The organism is Haliea sp. (assembly GCF_040222615.1).
Lineage (GTDB): Bacteria > Pseudomonadota > Gammaproteobacteria > Pseudomonadales > Halieaceae > Haliea.
Map to the genome: position 1 here is coordinate 17,850 of NZ_JAVKCQ010000164.1, position 26,785 is coordinate 44,634.

The following is a 26,785-nucleotide window of genomic DNA, read 5'->3' on the forward strand; positions in this document are numbered from 1 at the left end:
CGCCGCAACTCGCGAGTTCGCAAGTATAACCGGAAATCCCCGATCACTGCCCGAACGGTCGCCAAAATCTGCAAAAACATGGCGGCAGCCGGGCTTCTTCCGTATAATTGCGGGTTTGCGTCGGGCGCTGGCTGAGGTCCGCAACCGGCCGCCGGGCACCCGCCCGGAGACGTTCCGCAGAGCGCGCGCGGAGCGCTCATCGCAGGCATAAAAGGAAGCAGTAGTACATGGGTGAGTTAGCCAAGGAAATTCTTCCCGTCAACATCGAGGACGAGCTCAAGCAGTCCTACCTCGACTACGCCATGAGCGTGATCGTTGGTCGCGCCCTCCCGGATGTGCGCGACGGTCTCAAGCCGGTACACCGGCGCGTCCTGTTTGCCATGAACGAACTCAACAACGACTGGAACAAGGGCTACAAGAAGTCGGCGCGGATCGTCGGTGATGTGATCGGTAAATACCACCCCCACGGGGATTCAGCGGTCTACGACACCATTGTCCGCATGGCCCAGTCCTTTTCCATGCGCTACATGCTGGTGGACGGCCAGGGTAACTTCGGCTCCGTTGATGGCGACTCCGCTGCCGCCATGCGCTACACCGAAATCCGCATGCGCAAGATTTCCCACTCCATCCTCGCGGACCTGGACAAGGAAACCGTCGATTTTGTAGACAACTACGACGGCACCGAGCGGATTCCGGCGGTGATGCCCACCCGGGTCCCGAACCTGCTGATCAACGGCTCCTCCGGCATCGCGGTGGGCATGGCCACCAATATCCCGCCGCACAACCTGCGCGAGGTGGTCAGCGGCTGCCTGGCCCTGATGGGTAACCCGGACCTGACGGTCGACGAGCTGATGGACCATATTCCCGGTCCGGACTTCCCCACGGGTGCGATCATCAACGGCCGCGCGGGCATTATCCAGGCCTATCGCACCGGCCGCGGCCGCATCTATGTCCGGGCCAAGGCGGAGGTGATCCACGAGGAGAAGAAAGGCCGCGATGTCATCATCATCCACGAGCTGCCCTACCAGCTGAACAAGGCCCGCCTGATCGAGCGCATTGCCGAGCTGGTGAAGGAAAAGAAGATCGAGGGAATTTCCGAGCTGCGCGACGAGTCCGACAAGGACGGCCTGCGGGTGGTTATAGAGCTGCGCCGCGGCGAGATCGGCGATGTTGTCCTCAACAACCTCTATGCCCAGACCCAGCTGCAGTCCGTGTTCGGCATCAACATGGTGGCCCTGGTCGATGGCCAGCCGAAACTGCTGAACCTGAAACAGATCCTGGAAGCCTTTATCCGCCATCGCCGCGAGGTGGTGACCCGGCGTACGGTCTACCTGCTGCGCAAGGCCCGCGAGCGCGGCCACCTGCTGGAAGGCCTGGCGGTGGCGCTGGCCAATATCGATCCCATTATCGAATTGATCAAGGCCTCCCCCAGCTCCGCCGAAGCGCGGGAGGGGCTGATCGCCCGCTCCTGGTCGCCGGGGGACGTGACTGGCATGCTGGAACGCGCCGGGGAGGACGCCTGCCGCCCGGATGAACTGGAGCCCCACTACGGGCTTCGCGACGGCCAGTACTACCTGTCGCCGGCACAGGCCCAGGCCATTCTGGATTTGCGCCTGCACCGCCTGACCGGCCTGGAGCACGAAAAGCTGCTCAACGAGTACGATGAAAAACTGCGCGAGATCGCCGACTACCTGGAAATCCTCGGCGATCCGGAGCGTCTCAAGCTGGTAATCCGCGAGGAGCTGGAGGAGATCGTCACCGAGTTTGGCGACGATCGCCTGACCGAGATCAGCGCCTCCCAGCACGACCTCACCGTCGAGGACCTGATCACCGAGGAAGATCGGGTGGTCACCATCTCCCACGGCGGCTACGCCAAGACCCAGCCCCTGTCAGACTACCAGGCCCAGCGCCGCGGCGGCACCGGCCGCAGCGCCACTGCGGTAAAGGACGAGGACTTCGTCGAGCACCTGCTGATCGCCAGCACCCACGCCACCATTCTCTGCTTTACCAACATGGGCAAGGTCTACTGGCTGAAGGTGTACCAGATTCCGTTGGCCGGGCGTAATTCCCGCGGCCGGCCGATGGTCAACCTGTTGCCGCTGGAAGACGGCGAGCGGGTGACCTCCATCCTGCAGGTCAACGAGTACACCGAGGGCTGGTATATTTTCATGGCCACAGCCAACGGCACGGTGAAGAAGACCGCGCTGACCGATTTCTCCCGCCAGCGCAGCGTCGGCCTGCGGGCTTTGGAGCTGGACGAGGGCGACGTGCTCGTCGGCACCGCGATCACCAATGGCAACTGCGATGTCATGCTGTTTTCCAGCGAGGGCAAGGCAGTGCGCTTCCGCGAGGAAGATGTGCGCGCCATGGGGCGCACCGCCCGCGGCGTGCGCGGTATTCGCCTGGGTAGCGACCACCTGCTGATCTCCCTGATCGTCCCGCGCGAGGGCGGCCGCATTCTTACCGTGAGTGAAAACGGCTACGGCAAGCGCACCGAAGCGGCGGAGTTCCCGACCAAGGGTCGCGGCAACATGGGCGTTATCGCCATGTCCACCAGCGAGCGCAACGGGCGCCTGGTAGGCGCCGTGCAGGTGTTCGATGGCGATGAACTGATGCTGATCTCCAACCAGGGCACCTTGGTGCGCACGCGTGCCGAAGAGGTGTCCCTGCTGGGGCGGAATACCCAGGGCGTACGCGTGATCCGCACCCGGCCGGACGAGTTCCTGGTCAGCGTTGAACGTATCGCCGAACCGGAAATCGATTCTACTGATGGGGCGGACGACGTCACCGAGTGAGGCGTCCGGCGCTCCCGCCAATCTGAGGAAAGACCCGCAATGACCCGTTTGTACAACTTTTGCGCCGGCCCGGCAGCCCTGCCTGTGCCGGTGCTGGAAACCGCACGCAACGACATGCTGGACTGGCATGGCCGCGGCCTGTCCGTCATGGAGATGAGCCACCGCAGCGCCGAGTTCGTCGGCATTGCCGAGCACGCCGAGGCCACCCTGCGCGAGCTGCTGGCAATCCCCGACGACTATGCGGCGCTGTTCCTGCAGGGTGGTGCCAGCACCCAGTTCGCCGCCGTGCCGCTGAATCTGTTGCCGGAGGGTGGCAGCGCCGATTACCTGAATACCGGGCAGTGGTCGAAGAAAGCCATCGCCGAGGGCAAGCGTTTCGGTACGGCCAGGGTCGCTGCCAGCGCCGAGGACACCAATTTCAGCACCATTCCCGCCCGCGACAGCTGGCAACTGGCCGCAGACGCCGCGTACCTGCACTACACGCCCAACGAGACTATCGGCGGGGTGGAGTTCCACTGGGTGCCCGAGGTTGCGGCGCCGCTGGTGGCGGACATGTCGTCCACGATTTTGTCGCGGCCACTGGATATCTCCCGCTTTGGGGTCATCTACGCCGGCGCCCAGAAAAATATCGGTCCCGCGGGCCTGACCCTGGTGATCGTGCGGCGCGAGCTGCTGGGCCGCTCGCGTGCCAGTTGCCCGGCCATGCTGGACTGGAAGACGGCGGCTGACAACGATTCCATGTACAACACGCCGCCAACTTTTGCCCTGTACCTGGCCGACCTGGTGTTCAGCTGGCTCAAGGATCTTGGCGGTCTGGCAGCGATGGCGGAGATCAACCGGCGCAAGGCGCAGAAGTTGTACGCCGCGATTGATGACAGCGCGTTCTACGCCAATCCGGTGGAGATCCCCAGCCGCTCGTTGATGAATGTGCCCTTCACCCTGGCGGACGCCGCCCTGGACAAGGTTTTCCTCCAGGAGGCGACAGCGGCTGGTCTGCTCAATCTGGCCGGACATCGTTCAGTGGGCGGAATGCGCGCCAGCCTCTACAACGCGGTGCCGGAGGAGGCAGTGGATGCCCTGATTGCTTTCATGCAGGATTTCGAGCAGCGCAAGGGCTGAGGCGGCGGGCGGGTTGATGGCAGATACCAGGGATCTCGATCAGGTCAGGGCGGATATCGACGCCATAGACCGGGAAATTCACGCGCTGATCCAGCGCCGAGCCGCCTGCGCCCAGCGCGTCGCCGAAATCAAGCTGGCGGAGGTACTGGCGGCCCAGGAGCGGGGTGAGGCCGCGACCGAAGTGGTTTACTACCGGCCGGAGCGCGAGGCACAGGTCCTGCAGCGGATTATCGATCGCAACGAGGGTCCGCTGGCCGGGACCGCGATTGCGCACATTTTCCGTGAGGTCATGTCCGCCTGCCTGGCGCTGGAGCGGCCCCTGCAGGTCGGCTACCTCGGCCCCGAGGGAACCTTCACCCAGGCTGCTGCCCTCAAGCATTTTGGCCATGCCGCCATCTGCGTGCCCCAGAATACCATCGACAGCGTATTCGCCCAGGTCGAGTCGGGGGAGTGCAACTACGGAGTGGTGCCGGTGGAGAATTCCACCGAGGGCATGGTCAGCCATACCCTCGACAACTTCATGGATTCGCCGCTGAAGATTTCCGGCGAGGTGGAAATGCGCATCGTTCACCACCTGTTGGTGGCGCCGGGTACCACCGAGGAGTCGGTCACCCGAATCTGTGCCCACCAGCAGGCGCTGGCCCAGTGTCGCAACTGGCTGGACAGCCATTGGCCGAAGGTCGAACGGGAGGCGGTCAGCAGCAACGGCGAAGCCGCGCGGCTGGCGGCGACCACCCCCGGCGTTGCCGCGGTGGCGGGAGACATGGCGGCGGAGCTGTACGGGCTGGAAAAACTGGCCGAGCACATCGAGGATTACCCGGACAACACCACCCGGTTCCTGGTGGTGGGCCGCGAGGAGGTGCCCCCGAGCGGGCGCGACAAGACGTCACTGATCGTCTCCAGCCGCAACAAGCCTGGAGCCCTGTTCACCCTGCTGGACCCCTTCCGCCGCGCCGGTGTCAGCCTGACCCGGATCGACACCCGGCCTTCGCGCACGGAGAAGTGGGCCTATGTATTCTTTATCGAATTCGAGGGTCATATGCAGGACGAGGCCATCCGCGGCATCGTGGCCGAGCTGGAAGAACAATCCATTCTGTTGAAGCCGCTCGGTTCCTACCCCAGGGCGGTGCTCTAGCCATGGTCGAGCCGGTATCGGAGCAGGCGGCGAGCAACCCCACGATCGTTGTGCTGGGGCTGGGGCTGATTGGTGGCTCGCTGGCGGCGGCCCTCCGGGGCAACGGCTTTTGCCGTCGCTGCATCGGTTGGGGCCACCGTGAAGTCTCCCTGCAGCGGGGCGTCGAGCTGGGGATTATCGACAGCTACACCCTGGACCTGGAAGAGGCGGTGGACGCCGCCGATATCCTGGTAATAGCCACCCCCACTCTGGTGGCGGCGCAGATGCTGGAACGCATACTGCCGCGTTTGCAGGGGCGCGCCCAACCGCCGGTCATTACCGATGTCGCCAGCGTCAAGGGCAATCTGCGCAGCGCCGCCGAGGCAGCCTGGGGCGGTATGCCGCCGCGGCTGGTGCTGGGCCATCCGATCGCCGGGTCGGAGCGCAGCGGCGTGGACGCGGCCGACGCCGGGCTGTTCGTTAACCACCGGGTCATTCTGACCCCGGTTGCGGGCAACGACCCTCTCGCGGTGGAGCTGGTGCGGGCCATGTGGGCCAGCACTGGCGCGGAGGTCATCGACATGGCAGTGGAGGAGCACGACCGGGTCCTGGCAGCCACCAGTCACTTGCCCCATGTGCTCGCCTATGCGCTGGTGGACGCACTGTCCCGGAGCGACGCCAGCGCCGACATCTTTCGCTTCGCCGCCGGGGGCTTTCGCGACTTTACCCGCATTGCCTCCAGCGACCCGGTAATGTGGCGGGACATCGCCATTGCCAACCGGCCAGCGCTGCTGCAGGCTATCGATCTGTTCAGTGACCATCTACAGCAGCTGCGCGCCGCCATCGATGAGCAGGACGCGGAGGCTCTGTTGGCAACCTTCAACCGCGCCAAGGAAGCCCGCGACGCCTTTGCCGCAGAGCTGGCCGCCCGCGGCCAGCGCTCCGCCTGACTCCACCCACCCCAGAGAGAGCCCAGTCATGGAATTCCAGTTAATGCCCGGCGGTGTCATCAGCGGCGAAGCGCGGGTACCCGGGGACAAGTCCATTTCTCACCGCTCGATCATGCTCGGCGCGGTCGCGGAGGGCACGACCCGGGTCAGCGGCTTTCTCGAAGGGGAGGATGCCCTGGCGACTGTGGCGGCATTCCGGGCCATGGGCGTAGCGATAGAAGGTCCCGAGGATGGCGAGGTGGCCGTGCACGGCGTTGGCCTGGGCGGTCTGCAGGCGCCGTCCGCGCCGCTGGATATGGGTAATTCCGGCACCAGCATGCGCCTGATTGCAGGTCTGCTGGCGGGGCAGGCCTTCGACAGCGAGTTGACCGGCGATGCCTCCCTGCGCAAGCGCCCGATGGGGCGGGTGATGGACCCTCTGCGGCTGATGGGGGCGAGCCTTGAGGGTTCGGCCGAGGGTCGGCCGCCGCTGCGGGTTCACGGTGGCCAGGCCCTCCGCGGTATCCACTACGACCTGCCCATGGCCAGTGCCCAGGTGAAATCCTGTGTGCTGCTGGCGGGCCTGTACGCGCAGGGCAGGACCTCGGTGACCGAACCGGCGCCGACGCGCGACCACACCGAGCGTATGCTGCGTGGCTTCGGCTATGCCGTACACAGGGAGGGCGGCGTGATCAGCCTGGAGGGCGGTGGCCGCCTGCGGGCGACGGAGATCGATGTGCCCGCCGATATTTCCTCGGCGGCGTTTTTCCTGGTCGCGGCCAGTATCGCTCCGGGCTCCGATCTGCTGCTGACTCACGTCGGCATCAACCCAACCCGCATCGGGGTAATCAATATCCTGCGCCTGATGGGTGCCGATATAACCCTCAAGAACCACCGCGAGGTCGGGGGGGAGCCGGTCGCCGATATCCATGTACGGTATGCGCCGCTGCACGGTATCGAGATTCCCCGCGACCAGGTGCACCTGGCCATTGACGAGTTCCCGGCCCTGTTCATCGCCGCTGCCTGCGCCAGTGGCCGCACCGTGCTGCGTGGCGCCGAGGAGCTGCGGGTCAAGGAGAGCGACCGCATTGCTGCCATGGCAGAGGGCCTGACCACGCTCGGCGTGCACAATGAGGTGCTGGAGGACGGGATCATCATAGAAGGCGGGGTCCTCGGGGGCGGGGTCATCCACACCTACCACGATCACCGGATCGCCATGTCATTCGCCGTCGCGGCCCTGCGCGCCAGCGCCGAGATCCGCATCCTCGACTGCGACCATGTGGGCACCTCGTTTCCGGGTTTTGATGCCCTCGCCCGGGGCTTGGGTCTGCAGATCTCGGCCCGGGTCGATTGATGCCTGCAGTGCCGGTGATCACGGTGGACGGCCCCAGCGGCGCCGGCAAGGGCACGCTCAGTCATCTGCTGGCGGATTCCCTGCGCTGGCATTTTCTCGACAGTGGCGCGCTCTATCGCGTGACCGGCCAGGCCTGCGTGCTGGAGGGCATCGCCTGGGAGGATGCGCCGGCGGTGACGCAGGTGGCCCGCCACCTGCAGGTCGAATTCGTCACCGATGCCAACGGCGAGGTGCGGGTGATCTATAAAGGCATGGACGTCAGCCGTGAAATCCGCACCGAAGAGGGCGGGAGGGGGGCCTCCACGGTGGCGGCCATTCCCGCAGTGCGTGAGGCCCTGCTGCAGCGCCAGCGCGAGTTCCTGCGCCCGCCGGGCCTGGTGGCGGACGGCCGCGACATGGGCACGGTAGTGTTTCCCGAGGCCCCCCTGAAAATCTTCCTCACCGCCAGCGCTGCAGAGCGGGCACAGCGCCGCTACCGGCAGTTGCTCGAAAAGGGAGAAAATGTTAGTCTCCCGCGCCTTCTTCGGGACATCGAGGAGAGGGACGCGCGCGACAGCGGCCGCGCCGTATCCCCGCTGGTCCCCGCAGAGGACGCCATTGTCATCGACAGCAGTCACATGCCGATTGCCGATGTATTCACCGCAGTAATGGCAGCGGCGCGTGAGAGGGGCCTGGCCTGATCTCACTCGCCGTTGATTGCCGAGGCGACAATGGCTTGCAAGTACTGCCCCGGTGCCGGGTCCAGAAGTGGCACAGGGGTGGTTTAACTGGATGACCCGTGCCAGCTGGAGGCGCGGCAAGGCGGATTTCCGCCGTAATCTCACTGACAGGTAATGTGTAATGAGCGAATCCTTCGCTGAACTGTTTGAAGAAAGCTTGAAAACCGTCGAAATGGAGCCCGGCAGCATTGTTACCGGCGTGGTCATCGACATCGATAACGAGTGGGTCACCGTCCACGCAGGCCTGAAGTCTGAAGGCGTGATTCCTCGTGCCCAATTCCTCGACGCCGCCGGCAATTGTTCGCTGAGCATTGGCGATGAGGTCCAGGTCGCCCTGGAAACCGTGGAAGACGGTTTCGGTGAGACCAAGCTGTCCCGCGAGAAAGCCAAGCGCGCCGAGTCCTGGAAAGAACTCGAAGCCGCGCACGAGGCGGACGAAGTGGTCAAGGGTGTCATCAACGGCAAGGTCAAGGGTGGCTTTACCGTCGATATCAACACCATCCGCGCGTTCCTGCCCGGCTCGCTGGTCGACGTGCGCCCGGTTCGCGACACCGCGCACCTGGAGAACAAGGAACTCGAATTCAAGGTCATCAAGCTTGACCAGAAGCGCAACAACGTGGTGGTTTCCCGCCGCGCGGTGATGGAAGCGGCCAACAGCGTGGAGCGCGAGGCCCTGCTGGAGTCACTGCAGGAAGGCATGTCCGTCAAGGGCATCGTCAAGAACCTCACCGACTACGGTGCGTTTGTGGACCTCGGCGGTGTCGACGGTCTGCTGCACATTACCGATATGGCCTGGAAGCGCATCAAGCACCCCTCCGAGATCGTCGAAGTGGGCCAGGAAATCGACGTCAAGATCCTCAAGTTCGACCGCGAGCGCAATCGCGTGTCCCTCGGCCTCAAGCAGCTGGGCGAGGATCCCTGGGTGGAAATCACCAATCGCTACCCCGAAGGCAGCCGCGTCAAGGCGCGCGTTACCAACCTCACCGACTACGGCTGCTTCGCCGAGCTGGAGGAAGGTGTGGAAGGCCTGGTGCACGTGTCCGAGATGGACTGGACCAACAAGAACGTGCATCCCTCCAAAATCGTCCAGCTGGGCGATGAGGTCGAGGTCATGGTCCTGGATATCGACGAGGAGCGTCGCCGCATCTCGCTGGGTATCAAGCAGTGCCAGCAGAACCCCTGGGACGCATTTGCCTCGCAGTACAGCAAGGGCGACAAGATTGCCGGCAGCATCAAGTCGATTACCGACTTCGGCATTTTCATCGGCCTGGAAGGCAACATCGACGGCCTGGTCCACCTGTCCGACATCAGCTGGAACGAAGCGGGCGAAGAGGCCGTGCGCAACTACAAGAAAGGCGATGAAATCGAGACGGTTATCCTCTCCATCGACCCCGAGCGCGAGCGCATCTCCCTGGGCATCAAGCAGCTTGAAGACGACGCCTTCTCCGGCTACGTGGCGGAGAACGATCGTGGCTCCATCGTCACCGGCGAAGTTATCGAGGTGGACGCGAAGTCCGTGACCGTCAAGCTGGCGGACGAGGTCGAGGGTATCCTCAAGGCCTCCGACATCAGCCGTGACAAGGTCGACGACGCCCGCAGCCTGTTCAAGGTCGGTGACAGCGTTGAAGCCAAGATCATCTCCGTCGACCGCAAGAACCGCGGCCTGGCCCTGTCCATCAAGGCCAAGGACTTCGACGACGAGAAGGACGCGGTCAAGTCGCTGAAGGACCAGGAGGAGTCCTCTTCCCCGGGTACTATCGGCGACCTGATCAAGGCCCAGATGGAAAAGTAGGCTCGCCTCTGGCGGCGTCGAAAGGCTCACCCTCGGGTGGGCCTTTTTTCGTTATAAAATAACAACTTGCGCTATTGTCCCGGCAGCGTCACAATAATTGCAAAATGGCGTGCACCGGTGGCTGAGACCCGGAATGGTGCTGGGGCGGAGGTACAATGACCAAAAGTGAACTGATCGAGGCGATCGCCGCCCGGCAGACCCAGCTGTCGCTGAAAGATGTGGAGCTGGCGGTCAAAACCATTCTCGAACACATGTCGGAAGCGCTGGCCGCCGGTGAACGTATTGAAGTTCGCGGCTTTGGCAGTTTTTCCCTGCACTACCGCGAGCCGCGCCGGGGCCGCAATCCCAAGACCGGGGACACCGTCGAGCTCACGGGCAAGTACGTGCCCCATTTCAAGCCCGGCAAGGAGTTGCGCGAGCGGGTGAACCTGGGCCTGCAGGCCGGGTTCTGAACGAGGGCAGGGTGTAGAAAGGGAGCAGGCTTATGAACGTGTTGCGCAAGGTGATTGCCCTGCTGGTGATCCTGGCGATGGTGGCGGTGGGCGTGCTGTTTGCCCTGCAGAATCACCAGCCGGTGGCCCTGGATCTCCTTGTCCACGAGTTCGCTCCCCGCAGCCTGGCCCTCTGGCTGCTGGCTGCGCTGGCCCTGGGTGGCGTGTTGGGCTTGCTGGCCTCGAGCATCATTATCCTGCGCCTGCGCGGTGGCCTGGCGATTGCCCGGCGCAAGCTGGAGAAATCCAAACTGGAGCTGGACAGGTTGCGGGTCGCCGGAATCAAAAACGGTGAATGACCTGCTGGTATTCCTGCTGCTGTTTGTTGCGATCGGCATCGGCTGGTGGCTGGGACGGCGCAGTGTCCACATCGCCACGACCGATCTTCCCGGGCAGTATTACAAAGGCCTGAACTACCTGCTGGACGGCCGTCCGGACGGCGCGGTGGACGCCTTTATCAACGCCCTTGAGGTCAACACCGAGACTCTGGAGACGCATATCGCGCTGGGCAACCTGCTGCGCAAGCGGGGCGAGGTGGACCGCGCCATCCGTATTCACCAGAACCTGTTGGCCCGGCCCAGCCTGCCGCGGCAGCAGGTGCACCAGGCTCACCTCGAGCTGGCGCGGGACTACATCAGCGCGGGGCTGTTTGATCGCGCGGAGCGCCTGCTGCTGGACCTGGTCAAGGATTCGCCGGAGCAGCGCCGGGCCAGCCAACGCCACCTGCTGGAAATTTTCCAGAGCCAGCGTGAGTGGGCCAACGCCATTGAGGTTGCGACCGCGTTGTTGCCGCGCAAGTCCCTGCTCAGCCAGACAGGGCCGGTTCCGCTGGGTGCCAACCGGCAACCGGTAGCAGTGGCACTGGCGCACTACCACTGTGAGCTGGCAGCTGAGCTGCTCAAGCAGGGCAGTGTCCAGAGCGCCCGCAAGGAATTGCAGCAGGCGCTGCTCCACGACCGGCTCTGCGTGCGGGCCTCGTTGATGCTGGGTGAACTGGAATGCCAGACGGGAAATCACCGGCAGGCCATCAAGGCCCTGCGCAAGGTCGGACAGCAGGATCCCGACTACATTCCCGAAACCATTCCCACCCTGCAGGAAGCCTACCGTGCGCTGGGCGAAGAACACACCCTGCGCGAGTATCTCGAGGAGTGCCTGCAAGCCAATCCGGCAGCTCCCCTGGTGCTGGCGGTGGCCGACGACATCCGCGACAGCACCGGCGTCGAGGCATCGGCCACGTTTCTGTCAGAGCAACTGGCGAAATATCCCTCATTGCGCGGCCTGTCCCGCTTGATTGCCCTGCAGATGGGCAATACTGAAGGGCAGATCAGGGACAACCTGAGCCTGTTGGCGCGCCTGGTGGAGCGCCTTCTCGCGGAACGTCCCACCTATCGCTGTAGCCACTGCGGCTTCGCCGGGCGTCAGCTGCACTGGTTCTGCCCCGGCTGCAAGCACTGGGGTACCGTCAAATCCATCCGCGGCAACCGTGTCGATTGACTGCTGCCGCCCAAGACCAAGGTAGAGTGAGCATGGATTCCCCCGTCCTGGTGGCGTTGGATTACGCCGAGGCTGCCGCCGCACTGGCGCTGGCCGAGCAACTGTCCCCCGACCTGTGCCGGCTGAAGATCGGCAAGGAACTGTTCACCCGCGCCGGCCCCGGTCTGGTCAGCGCGCTACAGGACATGGGCTTCGATATATTCCTTGACCTCAAGTTCCACGATATTCCCAACACCGTTGCCGGTGCCGTGCAGGCCGCCGCCGATCTCGGGGTGTGGATGGTCAATGTGCATGCCAGCGGAGGGCGCCGGATGATGGAGGCGGCGGCCAACGCCCTGAAATCCCACGGTCAGCCCCCCTTGTTGATTGGCGTCACCGTGCTGACCAGCATGACAGACGAGGACCTCGCCGAGCTGGGCTACGTCGAGACCGCACTGCAGCGGGTGCAGCGCCTGGCCGCGCTGGCCGCCGACTGTGGGCTGCAGGGGGTGGTCTGCTCAGCGGTGGAGGCGCCGTTGCTCCGGCGCCAGCACGGCAGTGGTTTTTGTCTGGTGACACCGGGGATTCGCCTGGCGGGGGATTCTCCGGGAGATCAGCGCAGGGTGGTCACTCCGGCCGACGCCCGTGAGCTGGGGGCCGATTACCTGGTCATCGGTCGCTCAATCACCGGGGCCAGGGATCCGCTGGCAGCGCTGCAGCGTGTGCGGTCCGAGCTAGGCCTCGCCCCCGCGTAGCATCAAATGCGGCCATTGGCGTTCGTTTACTCCTGGCGCTTGCTACACTGATTCCCGATACGGATGCGCAAGGATGCCGCCTCGTAAACGGAGATTACGCCATGACATACCTCGAAAAATCACCTCAAGCTGTTGCGGGGGCCGGCTTGGCCGGTCGCCCGCTGAAACTCCGCTGCTGCGCGCCGTTGCTGGCCGTGGTCCTGGGTCTGGGCCTGGCGCCCGGTCCGGTGCTGGCGGAAATCGCCACTGAGCCTCCCGTCGTCGCCGCAGCGGGCGAGGCCCGGACGGTCAACATCAACACCGCGGACGCCGCCAGCCTGGCGGCCGGGCTGCAAGGGGTTGGCCTGTCCCGGGCGGAAGATATCATTCGCTACCGGGAAACCTACGGCCCCTTTGGGGCCGTGGAGGAGCTGGCTGATGTGAAGGGCATCGGCCAGGCGACGCTGGACAAAAACCGTGCTGTTATAACACTGGAATAGGCTGTGGGCATCCGTATCATAAGGGGCCTCAGGCCCCTTTTTCATATCCTTTCGCGGCTCGCCCGCCGGGCCGGGCAGCGAGTCAGGCAACAGGAATCCAGGCAACATGTCGTCGGCGGTGCAGGTGTTCACGGTGAGGTGGGTATGAAAGCGCTGGTGACCGGTGCGACAGGATACATAGGCAGCGAACTGTGTCGGCAGTTGTCGGCTGCGGGGCTTGCCTTTGTCCCGCTGAGCGCCGGTGGCGGCACGCTCGCGGGCGGACGTGCGACCCTCTCCGTGGACTTCCGCCAGGGCGCCGTAGCCGCGGAGCTGCTGGAGGGTGTGGATGTGGTCTACCACCTCGCCGGTATTGCCCACCAGCAGGCTCCCGCGCAACTGTATGCGGAGATCAACTACCGGGCAACCCTCGCCCTGGCCAGCGCCGCGGAGCGTGCCGGAGTCCGACTGTTTGTCTTTCTGAGCAGCGTCAAGGCAATGGGACCTGCCGCCGGGTGTGCCGCCCGGCAGGAGAGCGAGGTCGCTACCCCGGTGGGAGCCTATGCACTTTCCAAGTGGCGCGCTGAATGCGCACTGCGGGAACAGTTTGCGGGCAGCGCCATGACCGTGGTAATCCTGCGACCCGCGCTGGTCTATGGTCCCTGTCCCCGTGGCAACCTGCAGTGGCTGCTGCGGGCAGCCCGCTGGGGTTTACCGCTGCCGCCCGAGGGGGGTGCCCGCTCCATGGTCAGTAACCAGGATCTCGCGGAGCTGTTGCTGCTGCTGCCGCAGGAGGTGCAGCAGGGGGTGCACACCTGGATAATCACCGATGGGGAGGCGTACACCACGCGTCAGGTGTATGTGTTGTTGCGCGAGGCCCTGGGGCGCAGTGGCGAGCGCCAGTTGCCCGCCTGGTGCTGGCGGGTCCTGGCCGCGGTGCTGGATATTCTGCGGCGCCAGCCGCCGGGCAGCAGTTTTGGCAAGCTGTTCGGCGCTGAGCGGTATGACAATCATGCCCTGCTGCGGGAAACCCGGTGGCGGCCCCGCCAGACCCTCGCCAGCGTGGCTCCCGCGATGGTCGCACGCCCGGTAGCGGCGCGATGATCCCGGCAATCCTTGTCGCGCCACTGGCCGCGGTCCTGTTGTGCGGCCTCTGGCTGCGATTGGCGCGGCGCGGGGCGTTGCTGGACCACCCCGGGCATCGCAGCTCGCACACCCGGGCAACCCCCAGTGGCGGCGGCGTGGGTATTATCCTTGCCCTGGTACTGTCGGTTGCCGTTGCCGGCGGCGGCGGGGTCACCTGGTCGGCGCCATACTGGTGGCTGCTGATCCTCTCCCCGGTGCTGATGCTGGTGGGCCTGGCCGACGATCGCTTTAACCTTCCGGCTCGTTTGCGGCTGGGAATCTATGCGGCTTGCTGTGCCGCGCTGCTCTGGGGCCTGGGGCCGGATCTCATCGCGTTTGCGCCAATCCCCGGCTGGCTGATGTGGCCGGCACTGCTCGCGGGCCTGCTGTGGTTGTTGAATCTCTACAACTTCATGGACGGGATGGACGGTCTGGCGTCTCTGCAGTGCTTGCTCGCCGCGGGCAGTGCCGCTCTGCTGGCTTTTTTCGGCGGTGATCCGGTGTTCGCACTGTTCTGTGCCTTGCTGGCCGGGTGCCAGCTGGGATTCCTGGCCTGGAACTGGCCACCCGCGCGGCTGTTCATGGGCGATGCCGGCAGTATCCCGCTCGGCTTCCTGCTTGGTGGCCTCGCCGTCTACGGCGCCGGCTCTGGCGCACTGCCGCTGGGCTGCTGGCTGGTTCTGCTGGCTGGATTCATCTCCGATGCCAGTTGTACCCTGCTGGCTCGATGGTGGCGGGGTGAGCGATTACTGGAGGCGCACAACGAGCATGCCTATCAGCGCCTGGGCAGGCACTGGGGTTCGCATCGGGCGGTCGACTTTTTGCTCATTGCGCTCAATGCAGCGTGGTTGTTTCCTCTGGCGTGGACGATCTGGCGCTGGCCGGAATTCCAGCTTTTCTTGGTAATTTTGGCATATCTTCCGCTTTTGCTTGGCATGGTCAAATTGAGGGCTTTGCCGTAGTATTGTGCATCGGGGCCTGGACCAGAAAATCCGGTTGCAAACGGGCCTGTCACGACCATCCGAAGTGGGAGGAAATTTGCTGAATCGGCTTGGCGATGGTGTGCTGCAAGCGATTTCCCGGGTGATGGGAACCGTACGTGATGCTCTGGAAAAACTCGTAGAACTTCCCCGCAATATCAAGCAGGCGCTGCTGCTGGCGCTCGATATGGTGTTTGTCAGCGCCGCCATGTGGGGCGCAGTTGCGTTGCGCTACAGCGACAGCCACTTTGCCCCGGGTGCCATCGAGCTCCTGTGCGCTGCCGTGACCATTGTCATCAGCGCAATTATCTTCTTGCGGCTTGGCCTCTATCGGGCGGTAATCCGCTTCATGGGGCAGCAGGCGATCTGGGCGGTTATTACCGCGGTGACCTACTCGACCCTGATCCTGGCGTCCACCGTGTTTCTGCTGCAGGCAGACGTCCCGCGTGCCATGCCGTTTTTCTACTGGGTTATCGCTCTCCTGCTGATCGGTGGCACACGCCTCACTGTGCGCGCCTACTACCAGGCGAAGCTGAGATCCCTGTCGCGCAACGTTATTATCTACGGCGCCGGTGATTCCGGGCGCCAGCTGTTGACTGCGCTGCACCACGGCGACCAGTACCGCGCCGTGGTGTTCGTGGACGACGATCCGCGGTTGCAGCACTCGGTAATCAACGGCCTGCAGGTGGCCAGGCCCGAAGAGATCAAGCGCCTCATCGGCGAGCACAACATCACCCAGGTTCTGCTGGCCATACCCTCTGCGTCATCCGAGCGGCGGCGGGAGATCATCAATTCCCTGGTCGGTCTGCCCGTGCATGTGCGTACGGTGCCCAAGATCAGTGAGCTGGTGGCCGGTCGTGCCAGCGTCAACCAGATCCAGGATATCGACCTTGATGACCTGCTCGGACGCGACCCCGTGCCGCCCCACCCGGAGCTGATTGACCGCTGCATCACCGACAAGGTGGTGATGGTAACCGGCGCCGGCGGCTCGATTGGCTCTGAGCTCTGCCGCCAGATTCTGACTTCCGGTCCCCGGGAGCTGGTGTTGCTGGACAATTCCGAGTACGCGCTCTACAGCGTGGAGCGCGAGCTGCGCGACATCGGGCAGGCCGTGGGCTCCAATGTGGAGATTGTTGCGCTGCTCGGTTCGGTGCAGGACCAGCGGCGCCTGGAGACTGTTTACCGTACTTTCGCCGTGCAGACGGTCTACCATGCGGCAGCCTACAAACATGTTCCGATGGTGGAGTACAACGTCGCGGAGGGCGTGGCCAACAACGTGTTCGGCACCTGGTTCGCCGCCGAGGCCGCACGCAAGGCCGGCGTGGAAACCTTTGTGCTGGTGTCTACGGACAAGGCGGTGCGCCCCACCAACATCATGGGGGCTTCCAAGCGTTTTGCGGAGATGGTGCTGCAGGGCCTGGCGCAGCGGGAGACCCGCACCCGTTTCTGCATGGTCAGGTTTGGCAATGTGCTCGGCTCCTCTGGCTCGGTTGTGCCGCTGTTTCGGGAGCAGATTGAATGCGGCGGCCCGGTGACGGTCACCCATCCGGAGGTTTCGCGCTACTTCATGACCATACAGGAAGCGGCTCAGCTGGTACTGCAGGCTGGAGCCATGGGTACCGGCGGCGATGTGTTCGTGCTGGACATGGGCGAGCCGGTGCGTATCGTTGACCTGGCGCGGCGCATGATCCGCCTGAGTGGGTATGAGATGCAGCACGACAGTCACGCCCATGATCATATACAGATTGAGTTCATTGGTTTGCGCCCGGGTGAAAAATTGCGTGAGGAGCTGCTGTTGGGCAGTAACGTCACTGGAACCGGCCACCCCATGATCATGCGCGCCGAAGAGGAGTGCCTGTCCTACGGCCAGATCCACCGCATGCTGACCGAGCTGAAACAGCATTGCGACAGCATGGATTGCGCGGGTATTACCGAAGTGCTCAACGCGGTGGTCAGCGGTTTCAATAGTCACGAGGTGCGTTACGACCACGTCTGGCGCAAGCAGGGTTTGGCCGGTCGGCCCCTGCTGACCAAGTCCAAGCCGAAACCCAAGATCGGCTCGGTCGTTGTCGGTCTCTCCAACGTCCAGGAGCTGTTCCCGGAAAAATCCTGAGGTTCTCTACTAAGGTTATCGAATGCAACACTACGACGTCTTCAACGGCGACGCCGACGGAATCTGCGCGCTGGTGCAGTTGCGTCGGGCCCAGCCCCGCGATGCGGTGCTGGTGACCGGGGTCAAACGGGATATTTCCCTGCTGCGGCAGGTGAAAGCCGGGCAGGGCTCTCAGGTCACGGTGCTGGATGTGTCCCTGGACAAGAATCGGAGCGATCTGGAGCGCCTGCTTGAGGCGGGTGCGGATGTGTTCTACTGCGACCACCACTTTGCCGGTGAGATTCCCCGGGACGCGCGACTGAAAACCCTGATCAATCCCGCCCCGGATGTCTGTACCAGCCTGCTGGTTAACGGCCATCTCCACGGTGCTTTCCCGGCCTGGGCCGCGGCGGGTGCCTTTGGCGACAACCTTCGGGACAGCGCGCTGCGCCTGGCGCGGCCGCTGGGGCTCGGCGAAACGCAGTTGCTGCAGCTGGAGCAGCTGGGTATTTACATCAACTATAACGGCTACGGGCCATCCCTCGAGGATTTGCATTTTGCACCGGCGGACCTCTATCGCCTGCTGAGCCAGTTTGACGACCCGTTTGCGTTCATGGCCGAAGGGCGGGCACACTTCGAGCGTCTTGAGACTGGCTACCGGGAGGATATGGCAGCGGCGGCTGCTCTCGCGCCCGAGTACCGGGACGCAGCAGCGGCGGTGTACCTGCTGCCTGATGCCGCCTGGGCGCGGCGGGTGAGTGGCGTGTTCGGCAACGACCTGGCCAACAGCGATCCGGTCCGTGCCCATGCGGTAGTGACCCTCCGGCAGGATGGCAACTATCTCGTCAGCGTGCGCGCACCACTCAACAACAAGTCCGGTGCGGATGTCCTGTGTCGGGAGTTTCCCACGGGCGGAGGTCGCGCCGCGGCCGCGGGAATCAATGAACTGCCAGCGAATCAGCTGCCGCAGTTCATCGCCCGCATTGCGGCATTCTATGCCTGACCGGTAGCCGGGTCAGAGGGTTCAGCCTGTTTTCGGGGGGAACACCATGGACTGGGATGATATGAAAGTCCTGCTGGCGCTGGCGCGGCGTGGTTCCGCGCGAGGCGCTGCCCAGGAGCTCAAGGTCAGTAATTCCACGATTACCCGCCGCCTCGACGAGCTGGAGCGTGCGCTTCGAGCACAGCTGTTTGATCGGACACCCGATGGTTACCGGATGACGGCAGCGGCGGAAGCCCTGTTGCCGACGGCGGAGCATATCGAGGAATTGGCGCTGGCCGCTGAGCGCCGGATCACCGGGGCCGATCAGGACCTGGAAGGCAGCATCCGCCTGACCATGCCGGACCGGGTGGAATTCCTCATGGCGCGGCTGGCCCGATTCGCGGAAGAGTACCCCGGGATAGAGCTGGAGCTGGTGCCAGGCGGCATCCCGCTGGACCTGAGCCGGCGGGAGGCCGATATCGCTATCCGCGTAATGCCGGCGGCCAGCAAGCCGCCAGACTACCTTATTGGCCGCCTGCTCTGCCCGCTCAGTGCCTCGACCTATGTCCATCGCGATCTGCTGCGCACGGACGACCCCGGTGATGTTTCCCACCTGTCCTGGGTCGGTCGTTATCCGGCGGGGCAGCGCGAGACCTGGCTGCAGCAGACCCAGCACCCGGATCTCCCCGTGCGCCACTCGATCAGCGACCTCAGTCTGATGCAAATGGCGGCCAGGTGTCGTATGGGCCTGGTGTTCATGCCGTGTTTTCTGGCCTACGGCCAGCGGGACCTGGTTAAAGTGCCGGGAGCCTCCACAGTGCACAGTACCAACATCTGGGTGCTCACCCACCGCGACCTGCGTTTGAGCGCCCGTTTGCGCCGGTTGCGCGAGGTGATCGCCGAAGAGTTCGCCAAGGTGGCCCCGCAGCTGGATACGCGCTGAACGTCGGCAGGTTCAATCACTGCCTGGACTCTGGATACCCCCTGTCACAGCGATACGCATGGCTTCCTCAACGCTGATATCCAGGCGCTGCAAATTCTCCGCAGGGAGATAGACGGTGTAGCCACCCAGCTGGTAGCTCATCGGCAGATACACGCCGACGATGTTTTCTCCATGTGCGCCCCGCAATTTCCCCGGCGGAAACCGGGCGGTCACGAACCCTATCAGGCGCATGTTCTCCTGCAATTCCACCAGCACCACCGAGTCCGCCTGCTTTTTGTCCACGATGCTGAAGGCGCGCAATACATCCTGGATGGCCCCGTGCACGGACTTCACCAGCGGGATGCTGCTGAGCAACGTATCGCCGAGCCGGAGCAGATGGCGGATTGCGTAGGCATTGACCAGCAGGCCAACCAGTGCCAACAGCATCAGCGCTGACAGCAATCCCAGGCCCGTGAAATACCAGTCCCGAGGCAGCAGCGTACGCAGGGCAGTCCCCGCGATACTCTCCATGGTCAGCAGCAGCCAGTAGATCAGGTACACAGTCAGGCCCACCGGTAGAACTGCCACCAGTCCCTGCAAGGTAAGTGAAGCCAGGCGTTTCATGGTCTGTTCCTGCACGCGAATGAAGCTGGCAGTGTACAACACAACCATGCCTGCGGCGGCAGCCGGTGACTCGCCATCCTGCCCAAAAATGCAGCGCTATAGAGCAATATCGGGCAGTTCCGCTAAAAATGGGTAGGTGTAAGATAGGTCCCATAACCCTGAAGGAGGGAATTTTATGAAAACGTTGACAGCAATGATTATGGGTATGGTTCTGGCTTCTACTTCTTTGGCGTCCCTGGCGGCGCGGGATGACAGCCGCGGTCTCGTGTTGTGCAAGGCCGGTATTGAGGCGGCTCTGGGAGACAGTGCGCGCAGCAAGCTGATCGGAATCAAGCGTCGCAAAGGCCCCGATGAGATGCGTATTATGGTGGTGCCCGCGGAGGGCGAGAGGCTGGTCGTCAGCTGCCTGGTGGAGGGCGATGCGGTGCGCTTCCAGGATCGGAATGGCCTCGCCCTGCACCTGGGCGGCTTTGAGGGAATCGACACGGTGATGCTGAATCACTGAAGCCGGTCTGGATACGGGCATGACCCGCTGCAGCCGCCCCCCGAGGGCGGCTTTTTTGTCGCCGGTTCAGCTTCGCTGCTGCAGTAACTCCCGGAACTCCACTTCCGGCATGGCCCTGGCCACCAGGTACCCCTGGATCGCGTCGCAGCCGTTGTGGCGCAGAAAGTCGCTTTGGGGTTGGGTCTCCACCCCTTCGGCAATTGTTTTCATGCCCAGGTTGGCGGCGAGTTCCAGCATGGCGTGGACAATCTGGTTGCCTTTGTCCGAGCAGCCGATATCGTCGACAAAGTGTTTGTCGATCTTGAGTACGTCGATGGGCATGCTGGTCAGGTAGGCAAAGCTGCAGAAGCCGGTTCCGAAGTCGTCCAGCGCAATTTGCAGGCCCATGGCATGCAACTCATCAAGGGTTTGGACCACTTCCTGGGGGTGGGCCATGAGGGCTGACTCGGTAATCTCGAGACCGATATCGGCGGTGTCCAGTTCGTATTTGTGCAACATGTTCCGCGTCAGGGTGACCAGGTTCTGGTCCTGGAACTGGCGGGCTGCGACATTGATGCAGACAGGGATGGTGGCCAGTCCATCGTCGCGCCAGTTTCTTATCTGACGACCGACCGCGTCGATGACCCACGCCCCTATGTCGTTGATCAGCCCGGAGCTTTCGGCCAGGGGGATGAAGCGCGCAGGCGGTATCAGGCCGATATCCGGTTGTTCCCAGCGCACCAGCGCTTCCGCGCCGATAATGCGGCCACTCTCCATGCAAAATTGTGGCTGGTAGTGCAGCAGCAGCTGGTTCCGCTGGATGCCGAGGCGCAGCCGGGTGATCGTATCCATGCGCTCCACCGCGGAAATCCCGAGGTCCTCGGTGAAGAAGCAGAACCGGCTGTTGCCCAGGCTCTTGGCCCGGTACATTGCCGTGTCTGCACTGCGCAGGAGTTCCTCCCAGGTCTCGCCGTTTTCGGGAAACACGCTGATTCCGATGCAGCACTCGGGAAAGAACTCGCGGCCGTTGGAGAGAGTGTAAGGGCTGGTGATCGAGGCGATGAGGTCATTGGCTTTTTGCGCAACTGCCTCGGTGGATTCCATATCTTCCATCAGGCAAACGAACTCGTCACCGCCAAGCCGCGCCAGGGTGTCTGACTTGCGCACACCAAGCTGCAGTCGCTGCGCCACCTCCACCAGAACTTCATCACCGATGACGTGGCCATAGCTGTCATTGACGGTCTTGAAGTCGTCGAGATCCAGAAACAACACGGCCAGCTGTTGCTGATTGCGACGAGCGCGCTCAATGGCGTGCTCCAGACGCGAGATCAGCAGTAGTCGGTTGGGAAGGTTGGTCAAAGCATCGTAGTGTGCCAGGTGCACCAGGTCCTCCCTGAAGCGTTTTTCCTGGCTGACATCGCGACAAATCAGCACCCGCTTGTGACCATCCGACACCGTGCTGGGAACCACGCTGGCGGTGACTGCCAGTGGGATCTCGTACCCAGCGGGGTGATGAAAAGCAATCTCCCCGTGCCACTGCCCCTGTTTGTCCAGCATGTCCATAACATTGCGAAAACCGGTATTGACACCGTCGCCGTCCAGCGCATCGATCATCTGCCCGTGCAGGTCCTGCTCGCGCCGACCGCATATTTCCGCGAAAGCATCATTGCAGGACAGTATGTTGTGATCCTGGTCGACGATAAGCACGCCTTCCGACAGCCCGGCGATCGCGGCGGCATGGAGATCGCGGCGCTCCTGCTCCTGCCGCGACTCGGTAATATCCACCCAGCAACCGACAATATGGACTGCACCCTGTTCTCCGGCCGGGAGCGCCAGGTAGCGTGACGTGTTGCGGATCCAGCGCAGCTGGCCACTGCCATCAGCCACCCGCAGCACATTGGATACCTCGCTCCGGCTTCCGTCCCGCAGCTGCGCCAGCAGTTCACGGGCGACAGGCAGGTCATCCGGGTGGATATTCTCCTGCCACCAGTTGCTGCCGACAATCGCATTTGCCTCCACCTGCAGGATGCGCTGCACATTCTCGCTCACCCAGGCCACGCGATGGCGGTCGCCCTCGACCTCTATCGTGTAGGTAATGGTGGGACTGGCGGCAAGGGTCAATTGCAGCCGATGCTCCAGAGACCTGCCATACTCCCGGGCCTCCTGCAGCCCGGTTATATCGGTCAGGGTGCCTTCGTAGCCACAGTAGATTCCCTGTTGGTAGCGGGGAAGCGCACTGTCCACGAGCCAGCGGGTGGTATGTTCGCCGCGCTTTTGCACGGGGTACTGGGCGAGAAAACGGGTCTTCTCCGCCAGGGCGGTACGCCACCTGTGGTGTATATCCTCGCGGTATTGGGCCGAGGGCAGTTGCCGGAAATACCGGTCGCCGCGGTCGTCGCCGCGGCGCAGTCCGGCAAGTTGCTCGGCTGCCTGGTTGGCGTACTGCAGCTGACCCTCCGGGTCGGTCTCATAGATTCCAACCTCCAGTCTTGCCAGTCGCTGCAGATGGTCCAGCTGGACCTGATTCAGTGCGGTCTGGATAGCGGCCTGGCGTTCCAGTGCGCGGCGGACAAGCAGGCTCAGCAGCAGGCTGGTGAGGAGGACGAAGAGCCAACCCTTCCAGGTTTGCAACGCCGAGATACCCGTTGCGGTAGCGTTGGGAGCGAGGAGCAGCAGCACACGATCAGACAGCAGGATCCATACAGCTCCTACTGTGAAGTAGGTCAGGGTAAGCCTCGACGTCGCCCTGCGGACCTGGTCCGGGCTCATGCCGTGTCGGGAGCCTGGTCTGCGATGACAGCGGAATCGCCGCCCATATTGCACGATCGCACCTGATTGTCCCCCTTGCCGCCGGGTCACTTTCGCCTGCCCCGGAGAATATTCATATGGGTCTAGCGTATTACAGCGAGGCGGAAATGACCATGATGGAATCTCTGCGCGGGAAGTGAGCATGCTGCTTCCCGCGTCCGGGACCATCGTCCCGGTCGATGCGCGCGCAAGGGGCGTCGGACAAAACGGTCAGTCGGGCGTTCTTGCGCTGAAAGGCTCCAGCTCCGCTGTCCAACCAAACCGGGCTGCCAGGGAATCGAACTCAGCGCCAGGTGGCGCTCTGAGGTGCAGTCGCTGCCCGGTGTGGGGGTGTGTGAATCGGGCCGCAACGCTTGCCAGCAGCAATCTATCGCAGCCCAGAGCCTGCTGGAAAAAGCGGTTGTGCACGCCCTTGCCGTGGTTGGCATCGCCGATGATCGGGTGGCTTATGTGCTTCATGTGACGGCGCAGCTGGTGTCTGCGTCCGGTTAGCGGGCGCAGTAGCACCAGGCTATAGCGCGTTCGCGGGTAGCGATCCACCGCGACATCCAGCTCGACACAAGCCAGACGTTGATAGTCGGTAACCGCCGCCTGTACTTTCGGTGCTCCCCGGTGAGCGGCCGTATCCGCCGCATCGGGTTGTTCTCGTAGCGGGTGGTCTATGCGTCCCTGCTCCGGGCACCATCCGCGAACGATTGCGAGGTAGGCTTTTTCCACGCTGCGGTCGGCAAACTGGGCTGCAAGGATTTGGGCGGTAGTGGGGTCCAGAGCGAACAGCAGCAGGCCCGAGGTTGGCTTGTCCAGACGATGCACAGGGTAGACCCGCCGCCCCAGCTGATCGCGCAACAGCTGCAGGGCAAAGCGGGTTTCATGTCGATCCACAGGGCTGCGGTGTACAAGCAGGCCGCCGGGCTTGTTAATCGCTACGATCGAGTCATCCCGGTAGAGGATGTCGATCGCAGTGGGGACGCTGGGAATATCCAGGCGGGGTCAGTCAACGATTTCGCAGCTTTCGCGGCTGTTGCCTGCGTCAAAATATTCCCGGAAAACCCTTGGGGTGCGGCCGCGACCAGACCACAGGTATTCCCTGCCATCAATTTCCAGCCGGTAGCGGGGCGGTATTCTGGCTTTCTTGGCGCGCTTTGCGCTAGCCTTCCTTTTGGCGCCGGCCTTGCGCGGGGCTTTCTTCAAGTCTTCGGGTTTCAAACCGCTCTCGGCGAGAAGATCGTTGACCTTTTGAATGGTCGCCAGGCGATCCTGTGATTCCTTCTTTTTCAGTTTTGCTTTCTCGGTGGCAAGACTGGCATTCAGGTTGGCAATGAGTTTTTCAAGTTCCGCTATCGACAGGCGGCGCGCCTCGGCACTGGTTTTGGCCTTGGATTTTGCGTAAGCACTGAATACTGAATTCTTTTCTTTCATATATTGCCCCTGACTGAAAACACGCGCTTATTATATTTGCCTCAAAAGCATAAGCAAAGTAAAACCCTGAACGTATCTTGCCCCGAGTTCTGCTAAAAACAGCTCCAATATCGCACCCGTGCCAGAGTCACCGGTAGCGCAAAAATCATGCTCTTTTTTCAGCTGCCTGCCAAAACCATGAAGCCGGAGACTGGCATTGCCTCGCTGGACCGGACGCTGCCTTCGCCAAAGGCATTCATCCAGTTTCATCACGGCCACAGGTGATGGAAGTGCGTGTCTGTCAGGGGCGAGTTTCGACAAGTTGCACCCAGTTTTCGAGCAGTTTGCTTTGGTCGGCTGCGATTTTGAGACAAACCAGCAGCGGCATTGCCAGCAGTGCACCCATTGCGCCCCACAGCCAACCCCAAATCAAAAGCCACACAATAATCACCAGGGGGTTGAGCCGCATGTTGCGGCCAAGAATCAGTGGCGTGACGAATTGTGCCTCGAGCAGGTTGATACTGAAATACACCAGCGCCGGCACCGTAGCCCCGGCTACGGCGCCATACTGGACAATGCCGACGAGCAAAAGAATGATCACCCCGAGCAGCGGGCCAACATAAGGCGCGAAGTTCAACATTCCCACCAGTACACCCCACAGCAAGGCATCCTGGACGCCGAGTAGCCTCAGCGCGGCGGCGGTGGTGAGGCCGAGGCAGGCGTTGATGATGCTGATGGTTACTATATACCGCGACAGGGCGACCTGTATGGTCCGCACCAGGGCGATACTTCGGCGCTTGTCCTGTATCCGGGGGAAGACGTTCACGAAGCTGACGAACAGGCCGGGGCCGAACACCAGCAGGAAAAGAATCAACATCACTGTCATCAGCAGTTGCGCGATCATCACCGGCGTACTCGCGAGCATGGTCAAAATCAGCTCCAGCCCGCTCTGCTTTATTTTTTCGCTCACCCGATTATCGTCTTTTTCCTCAGCTCCGCGGGAGCCGGTCTCGTCTGCGTCAGCATCGCCGCTGTCTCCGAACAGGCCGAAGAATGTGAAGCCTCTGGCTTCGGGTGCGGGCACGGGTTCGGGTTCCGGTGTAAGGGAGTTGGTCAGTTCATCGACCCGTTGCGTGAGTTGTTCCGTCAGCTCCGGAATGGCTTTGGCCCAGCGCTGCGTTGGCTCAGCGAGCTGGCTGGCAAGTAGAACCAGTGGACCTCCAATCAGGCTCAGAAGCAGTACCGCCGAGAGTGTGCGGGGAATGTAGAAACGCTTGCACAGTTTGACCAAGGGGCTGAGCAGCAGTGCGAAAAGTAGCGCCACAACGAAGGGTATTAGCAGTGACCTGGCGAAATAAAGAGTGTACAGCAGCGCCAGCGTCAGCAGGCAGCGAAACGCCAGCGATGATTTCGGTGAGCCATTGGCTGCGCGCTCTGTCGCAGCTGGTTCGCGCTCGGGTGATACCGACCTGTTCACGGCGTGCCACAGCTGGAGGCCATGACGGCCGTTTTTCTGGCCGCTAGCAGTGGCCAGAACTGCGCCATGATCTTCAATGACGATTTCGTGCCGACCTCTCCCAGTAACACGTCGAGCTGCTGTACCAGAACACCTGCGAGGAATCCGCTGCCAATCAGCCAGAGGGGATTCTGCGCACGCAAGTGATCAATCTGTCGCGCCGCACGTTGCTGCAGCAGCTGTCGTTGCGATACAAGCTCAGCCTCTGCAATTTGCAGCTCAAGAATGTGTTGTCCTCGTCCCATTATTGTCACCTGTTGCGGTCATCGCCCTTAGCTGGCGCCTGGTGGCTGGCAGTCCCAGGCTGCGCTGGAAAATACGCGCAGCCCTCCAGAGCAGGAGTAGCGCCATGAGCTGTACCAGCACAAACCCGATCATGGCCAGCGCCACTTTGCCGCTGGCGATGAAAACCAGCCACGCGAACAAGACAGACAGCCCAAGCCACGCCAGGATAACCAGCGGGACCATGGCCAGGAGTACCCACAACAAGCGCTGACCGTCAGCCACGGCAAGTCTGAACTCGAGCTGCACCAGTGTCGAAAGCTGACGCGCAGTAGCGAGCGCCTGTTGTATCAATTTGAGCCAGGCTTCCAGTTGGGCGTCTGTCGCGGTTGCTGCGGCTTGTTCCTCGTGGACGTTTGACTCCGGCTGTGCCGCCTGTTCCGTGGTCTCCGATTCTGCTTGTTCGAACTGCGCAGGATCAGGTTCTCTGGTCGCGAGTTATAACCGAAAGTGGTGTTTGAGGGTTTGAAAAAAGGCGGCGTATCTGGTTGATTTGTTATCGCCAAACAACCAATCAGCCAAAGGGATACGCCACCATGGTAAAGAGTAACGTTGTTGAACTGGAAGGTCGAG

At 62.8% G+C, this 26,785-nt stretch carries 25 protein-coding genes; 19 read left to right on the plus strand and 6 right to left on the minus strand.

Translation table 11 applies throughout. The annotated features are described in order from the left end of the window. Positions 1-227: 227 nt before the first annotated feature. From gyrA to RJQ10_RS13500, 17 genes are all read left to right on the plus strand, one after another. Positions 228-2,795: a DNA gyrase subunit A gene (gyrA, locus tag RJQ10_RS13420; protein WP_350147418.1), complete on the plus strand. Its 2,568-nt coding sequence runs from the start codon at positions 228-230 to the stop codon at positions 2,793-2,795. Positions 2,796-2,834: 39 nt separating this feature from the next. Further along, positions 2,835-3,914 (plus strand): 3-phosphoserine/phosphohydroxythreonine transaminase, encoded by a 1,080-nt coding sequence (gene serC, locus RJQ10_RS13425; protein ID WP_350147420.1) that lies wholly within the window; start codon positions 2,835-2,837, stop codon positions 3,912-3,914. 16 nt (positions 3,915-3,930) lie between these two features. After that, a complete protein-coding gene (pheA, locus tag RJQ10_RS13430) occupies positions 3,931-5,049 on the plus strand; it encodes a prephenate dehydratase (protein WP_350147422.1) in 1,119 nt (372 codons plus the stop codon). Positions 5,050-5,051: 2 nt separating this feature from the next. Then, positions 5,052-5,978: a prephenate dehydrogenase/arogenate dehydrogenase family protein gene (locus RJQ10_RS13435; RefSeq protein ID WP_350147424.1), complete on the plus strand. Its 927-nt coding sequence runs from the start codon at positions 5,052-5,054 to the stop codon at positions 5,976-5,978. A 28-nt stretch (positions 5,979-6,006) separates the two neighbouring features. Next, positions 6,007-7,311 (plus strand): 3-phosphoshikimate 1-carboxyvinyltransferase, encoded by a 1,305-nt coding sequence (gene aroA / locus RJQ10_RS13440; RefSeq protein ID WP_350147426.1) that lies wholly within the window; start codon positions 6,007-6,009, stop codon positions 7,309-7,311. Further along, positions 7,311-7,991 (plus strand): (d)CMP kinase, encoded by a 681-nt coding sequence (gene cmk / locus RJQ10_RS13445; protein ID WP_350147428.1) that lies wholly within the window; start codon positions 7,311-7,313, stop codon positions 7,989-7,991. Before aroA ends, cmk begins: the two co-directional genes overlap by 1 nt. Before the next feature lie 160 nt (positions 7,992-8,151). Continuing rightward, positions 8,152-9,822, plus strand: a complete 1,671-nt coding sequence (rpsA, locus tag RJQ10_RS13450) for a 30S ribosomal protein S1 (protein WP_350147429.1) — start codon at positions 8,152-8,154, stop codon at positions 9,820-9,822. 155 nt (positions 9,823-9,977) lie between these two features. Continuing rightward, positions 9,978-10,274, plus strand: coding sequence for an integration host factor subunit beta (gene ihfB, locus RJQ10_RS13455; protein ID WP_350147431.1), 297 nt, complete (start codon positions 9,978-9,980; stop codon positions 10,272-10,274). Positions 10,275-10,306: 32 nt separating this feature from the next. Next, entirely contained in the window at positions 10,307-10,612 is a 306-nt protein-coding gene (locus RJQ10_RS13460; protein ID WP_350147433.1) for a lipopolysaccharide assembly protein LapA domain-containing protein, read from the plus strand. Continuing rightward, complete coding sequence (lapB, locus tag RJQ10_RS13465; protein WP_350147435.1) at positions 10,605-11,807, plus strand: lipopolysaccharide assembly protein LapB; 1,203 nt, start codon at positions 10,605-10,607, stop codon at positions 11,805-11,807. The genes RJQ10_RS13460 and lapB overlap by 8 nt, the downstream gene beginning before the upstream one ends. Positions 11,808-11,839: 32 nt before the next feature. Then, positions 11,840-12,541, plus strand: a complete 702-nt coding sequence (pyrF, locus tag RJQ10_RS13470) for an orotidine-5'-phosphate decarboxylase (protein ID WP_350147437.1) — start codon at positions 11,840-11,842, stop codon at positions 12,539-12,541. 101 nt (positions 12,542-12,642) lie between these two features. Next, positions 12,643-13,020, plus strand: coding sequence for a ComEA family DNA-binding protein (locus RJQ10_RS13475; protein WP_350147439.1), 378 nt, complete (start codon positions 12,643-12,645; stop codon positions 13,018-13,020). Positions 13,021-13,164: 144 nt separating this feature from the next. Then, complete coding sequence (locus RJQ10_RS13480) at positions 13,165-14,103, plus strand: NAD-dependent epimerase/dehydratase family protein (RefSeq protein ID WP_350147441.1); 939 nt, start codon at positions 13,165-13,167, stop codon at positions 14,101-14,103. Further along, positions 14,034-15,086 (plus strand): MraY family glycosyltransferase, encoded by a 1,053-nt coding sequence (locus tag RJQ10_RS13485; RefSeq protein ID WP_350147443.1) that lies wholly within the window; start codon positions 14,034-14,036, stop codon positions 15,084-15,086. Before RJQ10_RS13480 ends, RJQ10_RS13485 begins: the two co-directional genes overlap by 70 nt. A 76-nt stretch (positions 15,087-15,162) precedes the next feature. Then, on the plus strand, positions 15,163-17,217 hold the full coding sequence (locus tag RJQ10_RS13490; protein WP_350147445.1) for a polysaccharide biosynthesis protein: 2,055 nt from the start codon (positions 15,163-15,165) through the stop codon (positions 17,215-17,217). A 22-nt stretch (positions 17,218-17,239) separates the two neighbouring features. Continuing rightward, positions 17,240-18,199, plus strand: coding sequence for a DHH family phosphoesterase (locus RJQ10_RS13495; protein WP_350147447.1), 960 nt, complete (start codon positions 17,240-17,242; stop codon positions 18,197-18,199). Positions 18,200-18,245: 46 nt separating this feature from the next. Then, a complete protein-coding gene (locus RJQ10_RS13500; protein WP_350147449.1) occupies positions 18,246-19,121 on the plus strand; it encodes a LysR family transcriptional regulator in 876 nt (291 codons plus the stop codon). 12 nt (positions 19,122-19,133) lie between these two features. Here RJQ10_RS13500 and RJQ10_RS13505 read toward each other — a convergent pair whose 3' ends face one another. Next, positions 19,134-19,724, minus strand: coding sequence for a DUF502 domain-containing protein (locus RJQ10_RS13505; RefSeq protein WP_350147451.1), 591 nt, complete (start codon positions 19,722-19,724; stop codon positions 19,134-19,136). A 175-nt stretch (positions 19,725-19,899) separates the two neighbouring features. Between RJQ10_RS13505 and RJQ10_RS13510 the strand changes: the two genes are divergently transcribed. Continuing rightward, on the plus strand, positions 19,900-20,229 hold the full coding sequence (locus tag RJQ10_RS13510; RefSeq protein WP_350147453.1) for a hypothetical protein: 330 nt from the start codon (positions 19,900-19,902) through the stop codon (positions 20,227-20,229). A 66-nt stretch (positions 20,230-20,295) separates the two neighbouring features. On the opposite strand, the gene RJQ10_RS13515 is transcribed toward RJQ10_RS13510, so the two are convergent. From RJQ10_RS13515 to RJQ10_RS13535, 5 genes are all read right to left on the minus strand, one after another. Beyond that, a complete protein-coding gene (locus RJQ10_RS13515) occupies positions 20,296-22,977 on the minus strand; it encodes a sensor domain-containing protein (protein ID WP_350147455.1) in 2,682 nt (893 codons plus the stop codon). A gap of 249 nt (positions 22,978-23,226) precedes the next feature. After that, positions 23,227-24,000: a pseudouridine synthase gene (locus RJQ10_RS13520; protein ID WP_350147469.1), complete on the minus strand. Its 774-nt coding sequence runs from the start codon at positions 23,998-24,000 to the stop codon at positions 23,227-23,229. Positions 24,001-24,006: 6 nt separating this feature from the next. Beyond that, positions 24,007-24,435, minus strand: a complete 429-nt coding sequence (locus tag RJQ10_RS13525) for an H-NS histone family protein (protein ID WP_350147457.1) — start codon at positions 24,433-24,435, stop codon at positions 24,007-24,009. A gap of 280 nt (positions 24,436-24,715) precedes the next feature. Then, a complete protein-coding gene (locus RJQ10_RS13530) occupies positions 24,716-25,891 on the minus strand; it encodes an AI-2E family transporter (protein ID WP_350147459.1) in 1,176 nt (391 codons plus the stop codon). After that, complete coding sequence (locus RJQ10_RS13535; protein ID WP_350147461.1) at positions 25,888-26,175, minus strand: hypothetical protein; 288 nt, start codon at positions 26,173-26,175, stop codon at positions 25,888-25,890. The genes RJQ10_RS13530 and RJQ10_RS13535 overlap by 4 nt, the downstream gene beginning before the upstream one ends. Positions 26,176-26,279: 104 nt before the next feature. Between RJQ10_RS13535 and RJQ10_RS13540 the strand changes: the two genes are divergently transcribed. After that, a complete protein-coding gene (locus tag RJQ10_RS13540; RefSeq protein WP_350147463.1) occupies positions 26,280-26,426 on the plus strand; it encodes a hypothetical protein in 147 nt (48 codons plus the stop codon). Positions 26,427-26,785: the final 359 nt, after the last annotated feature.

What these genes read in the sequence shown, in the direction of transcription:
- gyrA (WP_350147418.1), top strand. Translation starts at nt 228, where the DNA reads ATGGGTGAGTTAGCCAAGGAAATTCTTCCCGTCAACATCGAGGACGAG.
- serC (WP_350147420.1), top strand. Translation starts at nt 2,835, where the DNA reads ATGACCCGTTTGTACAACTTTTGCGCCGGCCCGGCAGCCCTGCCTGTG.
- pheA (WP_350147422.1), top strand. Translation starts at nt 3,931, where the DNA reads ATGGCAGATACCAGGGATCTCGATCAGGTCAGGGCGGATATCGACGCC.
- RJQ10_RS13435 (WP_350147424.1), top strand. Translation starts at nt 5,052, where the DNA reads ATGGTCGAGCCGGTATCGGAGCAGGCGGCGAGCAACCCCACGATCGTT.
- aroA (WP_350147426.1), top strand. Translation starts at nt 6,007, where the DNA reads ATGGAATTCCAGTTAATGCCCGGCGGTGTCATCAGCGGCGAAGCGCGG.
- cmk (WP_350147428.1), top strand. Translation starts at nt 7,311, where the DNA reads ATGCCTGCAGTGCCGGTGATCACGGTGGACGGCCCCAGCGGCGCCGGC.
- rpsA (WP_350147429.1), top strand. Translation starts at nt 8,152, where the DNA reads ATGAGCGAATCCTTCGCTGAACTGTTTGAAGAAAGCTTGAAAACCGTC.
- ihfB (WP_350147431.1), top strand. Translation starts at nt 9,978, where the DNA reads ATGACCAAAAGTGAACTGATCGAGGCGATCGCCGCCCGGCAGACCCAG.
- RJQ10_RS13460 (WP_350147433.1), top strand. Translation starts at nt 10,307, where the DNA reads ATGAACGTGTTGCGCAAGGTGATTGCCCTGCTGGTGATCCTGGCGATG.
- pyrF (WP_350147437.1), top strand. Translation starts at nt 11,840, where the DNA reads ATGGATTCCCCCGTCCTGGTGGCGTTGGATTACGCCGAGGCTGCCGCC.
- RJQ10_RS13475 (WP_350147439.1), top strand. Translation starts at nt 12,643, where the DNA reads ATGACATACCTCGAAAAATCACCTCAAGCTGTTGCGGGGGCCGGCTTG.
- RJQ10_RS13480 (WP_350147441.1), top strand. Translation starts at nt 13,165, where the DNA reads ATGAAAGCGCTGGTGACCGGTGCGACAGGATACATAGGCAGCGAACTG.
- RJQ10_RS13495 (WP_350147447.1), top strand. Translation starts at nt 17,240, where the DNA reads ATGCAACACTACGACGTCTTCAACGGCGACGCCGACGGAATCTGCGCG.
- RJQ10_RS13500 (WP_350147449.1), top strand. Translation starts at nt 18,246, where the DNA reads ATGGACTGGGATGATATGAAAGTCCTGCTGGCGCTGGCGCGGCGTGGT.
- RJQ10_RS13505 (WP_350147451.1), bottom strand. Translation starts at nt 19,724, where the DNA reads ATGAAACGCCTGGCTTCACTTACCTTGCAGGGACTGGTGGCAGTTCTA.
- RJQ10_RS13510 (WP_350147453.1), top strand. Translation starts at nt 19,900, where the DNA reads ATGAAAACGTTGACAGCAATGATTATGGGTATGGTTCTGGCTTCTACT.
- RJQ10_RS13515 (WP_350147455.1), bottom strand. Translation starts at nt 22,977, where the DNA reads ATGAGCCCGGACCAGGTCCGCAGGGCGACGTCGAGGCTTACCCTGACC.
- RJQ10_RS13525 (WP_350147457.1), bottom strand. Translation starts at nt 24,435, where the DNA reads ATGAAAGAAAAGAATTCAGTATTCAGTGCTTACGCAAAATCCAAGGCC.
- RJQ10_RS13535 (WP_350147461.1), bottom strand. Translation starts at nt 26,175, where the DNA reads ATGGGACGAGGACAACACATTCTTGAGCTGCAAATTGCAGAGGCTGAG.
- RJQ10_RS13540 (WP_350147463.1), top strand. Translation starts at nt 26,280, where the DNA reads ATGAGCTGTACCAGCACAAACCCGATCATGGCCAGCGCCACTTTGCCG.